Source organism: Streptomyces sp. SID1328, from assembly GCF_009865595.1.
Taxonomy (GTDB): Bacteria; Actinomycetota; Actinomycetes; order Streptomycetales; family Streptomycetaceae; genus Streptomyces; species Streptomyces griseoluteus.
In genome coordinates this window covers 1-7,316 of record NZ_WWKH01000916.1, presented here as the reverse complement: position 1 = coordinate 7,316, position 7,316 = coordinate 1, and the positions used below count along the sequence as shown (strand labels likewise).

At 71.0% G+C, this 7,316-nt stretch carries 2 protein-coding genes and 1 pseudogene; all 3 read left to right on the top strand.

The window, feature by feature from the left end; all coding sequences use genetic code 11:
* The first annotated feature begins 158 nt into the window (after positions 1–158).
* A complete protein-coding gene (locus GT030_RS29615) occupies positions 159–827 on the top strand; it encodes an HAD hydrolase-like protein (RefSeq protein WP_161203721.1) in 669 nt (222 codons plus the stop codon).
* A 480-nt stretch (positions 828–1,307) separates the two neighbouring features.
* Positions 1,308–6,251 carry an NAD-glutamate dehydrogenase gene (locus tag GT030_RS29610; RefSeq protein ID WP_161203720.1) on the top strand — a complete coding sequence of 1,648 codons (4,944 nt, stop codon included), beginning with the start codon at positions 1,308–1,310 and terminating at the stop codon, positions 6,249–6,251.
* Positions 6,252–6,457: 206 nt separating this feature from the next.
* Positions 6,458–7,316 (top strand): annotated as a pseudogene (locus GT030_RS29605) (hypothetical protein); the annotation flags it as partial.

Below are 7,316 nucleotides of genomic sequence, written 5' to 3'. Positions count from 1 at the left end.
GCCGGCGACGACGCGGCCCGTAAGGCCGTGGACGCCGCCGACGACCACGAACTGCTGTGGTTCGCCACGCAGGAGATCCCCACCCTGCTCGCAGCCCCCTGACCTGCGCAGACCACTCGCTCTTACCCGCTGTCAGTGGTGCCCGGTACCGTTTTCGCATGGGGATGCAACAGAGCGCACACATCGTCTGGGACTGGAACGGGACCCTGTTCCACGACAACGACGCGATCATCGGGGCGACCAACGCGGCCTTCGCCGAGCTGGGCCTGGAACCGATCACGCTCGAGCGGTACCGTGCGCTGTACTGCGTCCCCGTACCCAAGTTCTACGAGCGACTGATGGGCCGGCTGCCCAGCGACCTCGAATGGGAGGTCATGGACGGCGCCTTCCACCGGCACTACGCCGAGCACCGGGTGCGCTGCGGGCTCACCGAGGGCGCGGCCGAGCTGCTGGCCGGCTGGGGAGCGGACGGCCACAGTCAGTCCCTGCTGAGCATGTACGGGCATGAGGAGCTGGTCCCGCTGGTGCGCGGCCTCGGCATCGAGTCCCACTTCCTGCGTGTGGACGGCCGTACCGGCCCCTCCGGCGGCAGCAAGGCCGAGCACATGGTCCGCCACCTGGAGGCGATGAGCACCCTCGTCGACCCCGAGCGGACCGTGGTCATCGGTGACGCGGCCGACGACGCGCTGGCCGCCCAGCACGTCGGCGCGCGCGCCGTGCTCTACACGGGCGGCTCGCACGGCCCGGAGAGCCTGCGCGGCGCCGGCGTCCCGGTGGTGGACAGCCTGGCCGAGGCCGTCGCGGAGGCCCGCCGAATAGCGTCGTAACGGCGCGGCCGCCCCCGCCCTGGCGCGAATACGCCACCGACCCCCTCTCCGCCGCTGTGCAGAACGTCAAACTTCACCCCCCGGTTTTGTACACATACGGCTCATGACGGGGCCCCCGTCCGGGGCGATAGCCTTGTGGCGTGATCAGCGCGATATCTCGCGGGGACGCCACAGTCCCCGCCCTGCGCCCGGACCGCACGGACGAACTCCGTGACCGGGCGGCGGTCGCTGGTCCTCTCGGGCGGGACAGGGGCGCCGCAGCGTCCCGGACACCGGGGACGGCCTCCGGCACGACGGTGCGGAGAGCAGCGTCGCTTCCGACAAGTCTGTCGACAATGGCCGAAATCCCCCCGCCCATCTCGCCTCGCGGCATAGCGTCGGAACGGACCGGACACCTCGGGCCGTGGCGTCATACCGGAGGGGAAGAGACCGTACTTCCTTCTACGTCACGCAACGGCGCGCGACAGGAGCCAGAGGACAATGCAGACCAAGCTGGACGAAGCCAAGGCCGAGCTGCTCGATCGGGCCGCCCGGGTAGCTGAGAACAGCCCGGTCGGGGGGCACCTACCGACCGGGACCACGAGCGAGGGCACCTCCGGCACCCCGGACAGCGAAGCGGTGCTCGCGTTCCTCCAGCGCTACTACCTGCACACCGCCCCGGAAGACCTCGCCGACCGCGACCCGGTCGACGTCTTCGGTGCCGCGGTCTCCCACTACCGGCTCGCCGAGAACCGCCCGCAGGGCACGGCCAACGTGCGGGTGCACACCCCGACCGTGGAAGAGAACGGGTGGACGTGCAGCCACACCGTGGTGGAGGTCGTCACCGACGACATGCCCTTCCTGGTCGACTCGGTCACCAACGAGCTGACCCGTCAGGGCCGCGGCATCCACGTCGTGATCCACCCGCAGGTCGTCGTCCGCCGTGACGTCACCGGCAAGCTGATCGAGGTCCTGCCCAGCGGTCCGCACGGCGAGCTGCCGCACGATGCGCACGTCGAGTCCTGGATCCACGTCGAGATCGACCGCGAGACCGACCGCGCCGACCTCAAGCAGATCTCCGCCGACCTGCTGCGCGTCCTGTCCGACGTGCGCGAGGCCGTCGAGGACTGGGAGAAGATGCGCGAGGCGGCCGTCCGCATCGCCGACGGCCTGCGTGACGAGCCCCGCCCGGCCGACCTCCCCGCCGCCGAGGTGGACGAGGCCCGCGAGCTGCTGCGCTGGCTCTCCGCCGACCACTTCACCTTCCTCGGCTACCGCGAGTACGAGCTGCGCGGTGACGACTCGCTGAGCGCCAAGGCCGGCACCGGCCTCGGCATCCTGCGCTCCGACCCGCACCACTCCGAGGACGACGAGCACCCGGTCAGCCCCTCCTTCGAGCGGCTCCCGGCGGACGCCCGCGCCAAGGCCCGCGAGCACCGCCTGCTGGTGCTGACCAAGGCCAACAGCCGGGCCACCGTGCACCGCCCGTCGTACCTGGACTACATCGGCGTCAAGAAGTTCGACGCGGACGGCAACGTCGTCGGCGAGCGCCGCTTCCTCGGACTGTTCTCCTCCGCCGCGTACACCGAGTCGGTGCGCCGGGTGCCGGTGATCCGGCGCAAGGTCGCCGAGGTGCTGGAGCGCGCCGGGTTCTCGCCCAACAGCCACGACGGCCGCGACCTGCTCCAGATCCTGGAGACCTACCCGCGCGACGAGCTGTTCCAGACCCCGCCCGCCGAGCTGCAGTCCATCGCCACCAGCGTGCTGTACCTCCAGGAGCGCCGCCGGCTGCGGCTGTACCTGCGCCAGGACGAATACGGCCGCTACTACTCGGCCCTGGTCTACCTGCCGCGCGACCGGTACACCACCGGGGTCCGGCTCAGGATCATCGACATCCTCAAGGAGGAACTGGGCGGCATCAGCGTCGACTTCACCGCCTGGAACACCGAGTCGATCCTGTCCCGGCTGCACTTCGTCGTCCGCGTCCAGCCCGGCACCGAGCTGCCCGAGCTCTCCGACGCCGACAAGGAGCGCATCGAGGCCCGCCTGGTCGAGGCCACCCGCTCCTGGTCCGACGGCTTCGCCGAGGCGCTCAACGCCGAGTGCGGCGAGGAGCGCGCCGCCGAGCTGCTGCGCCGCTACAGCAACGCCTTCACCGAGGGCTACAAGGCCGACCACTCCCCGCGCGCCGCGGTCGCCGACCTGGTCCACCTGGAGCGGCTGAGCAACGAGAAGGGCAACGACTTCTCGCTGAGCCTGTACGAGCCGGTGGGCGCCGCCCCCGGCGAGCGCCGGTTCAAGATCTACCGCAAGGGCGACGCGGTCTCCCTCTCCGCCGTGCTGCCGGTCCTCAACCGGCTCGGCGTCGAGGTCGTCGACGAGCGCCCCTACGAGCTGCGCCGCACCGACCGCAGCACCGCGTGGATCTACGACTTCGGCCTGCGCCTGCCGCACACCGCCGGCGGCGCCGACCACCTCGGCGAGGACGGCCGCGAGCGGTTCCAGGACGCCTTCGCCGCGACCTGGACCGGGCAGGCGGAGAACGACGGCTTCAACGCCCTCGTGCTGAGCGCCGGGCTGACCTGGCGGCAGGCGATGGTGCTGCGCGCCTACGCCAAGTACCTGCGCCAGGCGGGCTCCACCTTCAGCCAGGACTACATGGAGGACACCCTCCGCAACAACGTCCACACCACCCGGCTGCTGGTCTCCCTGTTCGAGGCCCGGATGTCCCCGGACCGGCAGAAGGCCGGCCTGGAGATCACCGACGCCCTGCTGGAGGAGCTGGAGGCCGCGCTGGACCAGGTGGCGAGCCTGGACGAGGACCGCATCCTGCGCTCCTTCCTGACCGTCATCAAGGCCACCCTGCGCACCAACTTCTTCCAGGAAACCCGCGACGGCGGCCCGCACGCGTACGTGTCGATGAAGTTCGACCCGCAGGCCATCCCCGACCTGCCCGCGCCGCGCCCGGCGTACGAGATCTGGGTGTACTCGCCGCGGGTCGAGGGCGTGCACCTGCGCTTCGGCAAGGTCGCGCGCGGCGGCCTGCGCTGGTCGGACCGGCGCGAGGACTTCCGTACCGAGATCCTCGGCCTGGTCAAGGCGCAGATGGTGAAGAACACCGTCATCGTGCCGGTCGGCGCCAAGGGCGGGTTCGTCGCCAAGCAGCTCCCCGACCCGAGCGTGGACCGGGACGCCTGGCTGGCCGAGGGCATCGCCAGCTACAAGACGTTCATCTCCGCCCTGCTCGACATCACCGACAACATGGTGGCCGGCGAGGTCGTCCCGCCCCAGGACGTGGTGCGCCACGACGGCGAGGACACCTACCTGGTGGTCGCGGCCGACAAGGGCACGGCGACGTTCTCCGACATCGCCAACGAGGTCGCCGAGTCCTACGACTTCTGGCTCGGGGACGCCTTCGCCTCCGGCGGCAGCGCGGGCTACGACCACAAGGGCATGGGCATCACCGCGCGCGGTGCCTGGGAGTCGGTGAAGCGGCACTTCCGCGAGCTGGACCTGGACACCCAGTCCGAGGACTTCACGGTCGTCGGCATCGGTGACATGTCCGGTGACGTGTTCGGCAACGGCATGCTGCTCTCCGAGCACATCCGCCTGGTCGCCGCCTTCGACCACCGGCACATCTTCATCGACCCGGTCCCCGACGCGGCCACCGGCTACGCCGAGCGGCGCCGCCTGTTCGAGCTGCCCCGCTCCAGCTGGGCCGACTACGACACCTCGCTGCTGTCGGCGGGCGGCGGGATCTTCCCGCGCAGCGCCAAGTCGATCCCGCTGAACCACCACATCCGGGAGGCCCTGGGCATCGAGGAGAAGATCTCCAAGATGACCCCGGCCGACCTGATGAAGACGATCCTGAAGGCGCCGGTCGACCTGCTGTGGAACGGCGGCATCGGCACCTACGTCAAGTCCTCCGCGGAGACCGACGCCGACGTTGGTGACAAGGCCAACGACGCCATCCGCGTCGACGGCGCCGACCTGCGGGTCAAGGTCGTCGGCGAGGGCGGCAACCTGGGTCTGACCCAGCTCGGCCGGATCGAGTTCGCGCTCCAGGGCGGCCGGATCAACACCGACGCCATCGACAACAGCGCCGGTGTGGACACCTCCGACCACGAGGTGAACATCAAGATCCTGCTCAACAGCCTGGTCACCGACGGGGACATGACCGTCAAGCAGCGCAACAAGCTGCTCGCGGAGATGACCGACGAGGTCGGCGCGCTGGTCCTGCGCAACAACTACGCGCAGAACACCGCGCTGGCCAACGCGCTCGCCCAGTCCAAGGACATGCTGCACGCGCAGGCCCGGTTCATCCGGCACCTGGTGCGCGAGGGCCACCTCAACCGGGCGCTGGAGTTCCTGCCCACCGACCGCCAGATCCGTGAGCGGCTGAACCAGGGACAGGGCCTCACCAGCCCCGAGACCGCGGTGCTGCTGGCGTACACGAAGATCACGGTCGCCGAGGAGCTGCTGCACACCTCGCTGCCGGACGACGCGTATCTGCGCGGGCTGCTGCACGCGTACTTCCCGACCGCGCTGCGCGAGCGGTTCGCCGAGGTCATCGACAGCCACCCGCTGCGCCGGGAGATCACCACCACCGTGCTGGTCAACGACACGGTGAACACGGGCGGCACCACGTATCTGCACCGGCTGCGCGAGGAGACCGGGGCCTCGCTGGAGGAGATCGTCCGCGCCCAGACCGCGGCCCGCGCGATCTTCTGCTCGTCCCCGGTGTGGGACGCGGTGGAGGCGCTGGACAACGAGGTCGACGCGGCCGTGCAGACCCGTATCCGGCTGCACTCGCGCCGGCTGGTCGAGCGCGGCACCCGCTGGCTGCTGAACAACCGGCCGCAGCCGCTCCAGCTCGCCGAGACCGTGGAGTTCTTCGCGGACCGGGTCGAGCAGGTCTGGCAGCAGATGCCGAAGCTGCTGCGCGGCGCCGACCTCGAGTGGTACCAGCACGTGTACGACGAGCTGTCCGCCGCCGGTGTCCCGGCCGAACTGGCCACCCGCGTGGCCGGGTTCTCCTCCGTCTTCCCGGCGCTCGACATCGTCTCGGTGGCCGACCGCACGGGCAAGGAGCCGCTGGACGTGGCCGAGGTGTACTACGACCTCGCCGACCGCCTGCACATCACCCAGCTCATGGACCGCATCATCGAGCTGCCCCGCGAGGACCGCTGGCAGTCGATGGCCCGCGCCTCCATCCGCGAGGACCTGTACGCGGCGCACGCGGCGCTCACCGCGGACGTGCTCGCGGCGGGCAACGGCACCTCCACGCCGGAGCAGCGGTTCAAGGCGTGGGAGGAGAAGAACGCGCCCATCCTGAGCCGGGCGCGCGCCACGCTGGAGGAGATCCGGAGCTCGGACGCGTTCGACCTCGCCAACCTCTCGGTGGCGATGCGCACGATGCGGACGCTGCTGCGCACGCACGCGTGACCGGCGCCGCCTGAGCGGAGGGCGCCCCCGGACCGGAGAACCCGGTGCGGGGGCGCCCTTGTCGCTTTCCGGGCGGTCTGTCCCTTTCGGATAGGGTCTGGCCCGTGACAGCGAACCTCACCGGGTCCCGCGCGCGGCGCGGCCGTCCGTCGACGGTGGCCCCGTCACTGGTGGCCGTCGCGCTCGCCGCGCTCGTCCCGCTGCTGATGCTGCTGGCCGTGGTGCGGCTGCCCTGGGCCGGTGACCTCGGCATACACGCGGCGACCGTGCAGCGGCTCCGGCACAGCCTGCTCGACCCCGGCAACCCGCTGGTCGACGCCGACACCCCGAGCCCGTACTACTCGCCCTGGATACTGGTGCTGGGCCTGCTCGCCCGGCTGACCGGGCTGCCGGTGTTCGTGGTGCTGCGGATCGGCGCGCTGGTGGGGCTCGGGCTGCTGTTCACCGGGGTGTGGCGGTACGTGCGCACGCTCAGTGCGCACCGGGCGGCACCCGCGCTGGCCCTGCTGTGCCTGGTCCTCCTGTGGGGTCCGGACCTGCTCAACTGGAGCGGCTTCCTCGGCCTGAACTCCCTCGCGCTGACGGTCGCGTACCCCAGCGTGTTCGCGCTCGGGCTGTCCTTCCACTTCTGGGCCTGGCTCACGACCACCCTCCGCACCCCCACGGGCTGGGCCCGCTGGGCCGGCCTCGGCGCGCTCTGGGCACTGATCCTGCTCTGCCACCAGTTCACCGGCGTGGTCGCCACCCTCGGCGCGCTCGCCACGGTCCTCGCCGCCCGCCCGGCCCGCCAGGTCCTCCCGAGGCTCGCCGCCGCGCTCGCCGTGGGTATCGTCCTGCTGTGGCTGTGGCCGTACTACGACTTCTTCGCGCTGTTCTCCGCCGGCACCGGGCTTGAGGCGATCCACCGTTCGCTCTACTCCGACCTGACCGGCCGGTTCGGGCTGGCGCTGCTCGGGGTCGTCGCGCTCGTCCTGCGCGGGCGGCGCGATCACCGGGACCCGCTGGTGCTGTTCTTCGTGCTGGGCGCCCTGCTGTTCGCGGCCGGGGGGCTCACCGGGCACTACT

Coding starts and splice junctions, on each gene's coding strand:
- GT030_RS29615 (WP_161203721.1), top strand. CDS start 159: ATGGGGATGCAACAGAGCGCACACATCGTCTGGGACTGGAACGGGACC.
- GT030_RS29610 (WP_161203720.1), top strand. CDS start 1,308: ATGCAGACCAAGCTGGACGAAGCCAAGGCCGAGCTGCTCGATCGGGCC.